General features: G+C 37.1%; 2 protein-coding genes. Both read left to right on the top strand.

Annotated elements, in window-relative coordinates; all coding sequences use genetic code 11:
* Nucleotides 1–41 precede the first annotated feature (41 nt).
* A complete protein-coding gene (locus ORH16_RS18765) occupies nt 42–788 on the top strand; it encodes a WxL domain-containing protein (RefSeq protein WP_265460455.1) in 747 nt (248 codons plus the stop codon).
* Nucleotides 789–925: 137 nt separating this feature from the next.
* Nucleotides 926–3178 (top strand): lectin-like domain-containing protein (locus ORH16_RS18760; protein WP_265460454.1); only part of this gene is annotated, 2253 nt, incomplete at its 3' end.

The raw sequence follows: 3178 nt of genomic DNA, 5'->3' as shown, positions 1-3178 counted from the left end.
TACTTAAAGAAATTTGAATAAGTAAAAGGGGAAAATAAATTATGAATAAAAAGTTCTTATTTGGCTTCGCAACAGTAGCACTTGGTGCTGCATTTGTAGCAACAACACCAGTACAAGCTGCAGCAGATGATACTGCAACAAAAATGACGACAGACGCTGGGATTGGATTCTCAACTTTTAATCCTGGACCTGGACCATTTTATAAAAACTTAGCACTGACATTCGTACCAAAATCTTTCCAATTTGGTAATGCGAATACTGCAAGTGCCAATGCTCAAACTTACAAACAAACAGATGCGCCTAGTGGCGGCCAATATGTTGGTGTTTCTGATGATAGAGATACTAAAACAGCTTGGAACGTATCCGCGACATTAGCTGATTTTAAAAGTACTACGAAAGATAGTACTGACACATTAGCAAACGCAGAATTAGCGATGACACTTAGTGCTACTCAAAAATTTGCGATGGATGGTGCGACTGCAGATGCATCAGGTGTCCCAACACCGTCTTCAACTACTTTATCTGCATTAGATGCATCTGTTGCTAGTTTGTATTCAGGTACTGCTTCAGAAACTGTTAAATTGACTGCTGGTGGTGCAGGTAAAACTGTTATGAGTTATACATTGCCTACTACAGGTTCAGCTGCAACAGGAACCCAAGCTGTAGCTAGAACAGTTTCAGACGTTAACTTGACAGTTAAAGGTGGCAGCGCAAAAGAAAACAATCAATACAAGAGTACAGTGACTTGGGTATTGTCTGACACTGGTACAGATAGCCCAACTGCTTAGTTCCGAATCAGTAACAACAGTACAACTTTCAAGTAATCATTAAGTCTTAAGGATTGCGAGAAAGTTACTGTAACAATCCAAGGTTTAAACAGAAGAGCACACAAAAATACTAGTAAAGACGGATAGGATGGAGAGAGATGAAGAAAAAGATACGGGAACAGTTAAGATGGGGCATAACATGTATAGTCGGTCTTTTTTGTCTGTGGTTCTTGCCGAGTGTAACACTTGCGACATCAACTACCGCTTACCCTATTACAACAGAGTATCAAGAAATTACAGATATAGCAGGTGTTAAAAATAATTTCAGTTTATCTGGTGACCCCACTAAGCCAGCATACTGGGATCCCAATTCTGATTATGCTATCCTAACCGAAGATAAACAATATCAATTGGGGTCAATGTATCTTAATAATAAAGTCCAATTAGACAGTAATTTTAGTATTACGGGAAAAGAAATGGTGTACTTCAAAAAAGGCACACCCATGGCTGATGGGATTGGTATTATTTTCCATACAGGAGCTGTCAATCAAGCTGGTAATAAAGGTGGAGATCTAGGAGTAGGAGGTCTCCCAAATGCGCTTGGTTTTGTATTTGATTTCTACAGAAATGCAGGTGACCCTGTTGTTCCGTATATTGGAATTTGGTCTACAGATAGCACAGGAACAATTTCGCGTGACAAAAATATTGCTACACCAACATTACAAAATTTAGCAACAGGTTATTATACTTTTGATTATAGCTTCACATATAACTCGACCACTTCCCCAAGGACAATTACTTTTCAGATGAAATATAACGGTGTAAATTTAATAGATGGGGATGGTTATGTTCTTAATATTCCTAATGATGTTTATGAATATTCGTTCGCAATTACAGCTTCCACTGGCTTTTACAATACTTTTCAAGCTGTAAAGGTTGATAAATCTTCCATACCAATTTTAGTTACAAATACTCCTACAGTAACGAAAGAAGTGGGATCGACTTATGCCACAACTTTAACATTAAAAGATAAAACCAGTACGGATCCGAAAATTCTTGCTAATTATCCTGATGGAGTACCTTATCCAGCAGGATCAGTTGTGACTGTGAATGGAACGGACTATACAGTAGATGATAATTCATCGATTACGGTTCCTTTAGGGGCAACAGATACTGAAACAGATTTAACAATCGCGGTTAAATCGTTTAAAGAATACAATAACCAGAAATTTGATGGTAGAGTTTCAGATTCAATTACTTACACTCGCCAACAACGATTTTGGGGGAATGTCCCATGGTCATTTGATAGTGATACTGGCACGTTAACCTTTACTTCAGGAGGAACATTTTCTACAAAAAGTGACTCCCCATGGAACCGAACGGATGCTTTAAAAATTTCTAATACAGATGTGAAAAAGATTGTTTTTACAAATGCAGTTAGTACCTCATCTGATGCAAGTTTTTTATTCGGTGGTTATACGACTGGTGATATGATAAATTTACCTAATTTGGCATCAATTGAAGGGCTAACCTATTTAGATACAAGTGAAGCAACAACAATGGCGGGCATGTTTTTAAATGCATCTGCTTTAACTAACCTTGATCTAAGTAAATTCAATACTAGTAAGGTCAACAATATGCAGTATATGTTTGGTCTTGCAAGCAGTTTAACTAGTTTGGATTTGACTAGTTTTAATACGAGCCAAGTGACTACTATGTATCAAATGTTTTCCAGTGCGAGTAAGTTAACAGACTTAAATTTAACTAGTTTTGATACGAGTAATGTCACCAATATGATGCAGTTTCTAAGTGGTGCAAGTAGTTTAACAGCGATGGACTTGAGCAATTTTAATACTAATAAAGTTACCAACATGTCCTATATGTTTTCTGGTATGAGCAGTCTAACAAGTTTAAATATAAGTAACTTTGATACTACTACCTTAAGCCCAAATATAAAGTCTGCTTTTTTGAATACAACAGCATTAAAATCACTGACACTTGGATCAAAGTTTAAAGATACATCTAATGAATCACAATTGCCCAATATCACCGCCAATGACACTTATTCTGGTAATTGGCAATATCAGGTAGATGAGTCCATAGTGGGTACAACCTCCCAATTCCTTGCAAATTACGACGGGACGAAACCAGGTACGTATGTCTGGGGTCCAGCTACAGTGACAATGACAGTTAACTACTTGGATGCAGTTGATAAAAAACCAATTTTTGAAGATGCATTACAAACATCTACCACAAAAACCGCAGTGACTAAAACAGTTAAAATTGGTGCAACTATTTCTGATCAATTCTCCGCTACAGATCTTGCATTTGATGGCTATAGAACAATTACGTCAGATTCCTATACAACTGGAACTTCAAATACCCAAGAGTATACGACTGTTCCAACAAAA

Source organism: Enterococcus sp. HY326, from assembly GCF_026157065.1.
Taxonomy (GTDB): domain Bacteria; phylum Bacillota; class Bacilli; order Lactobacillales; family Enterococcaceae; genus HY326.
The sequence above is the reverse complement of the archived record's forward strand: the minus strand, read 5'-3'. Positions and strand labels throughout refer to the sequence as shown.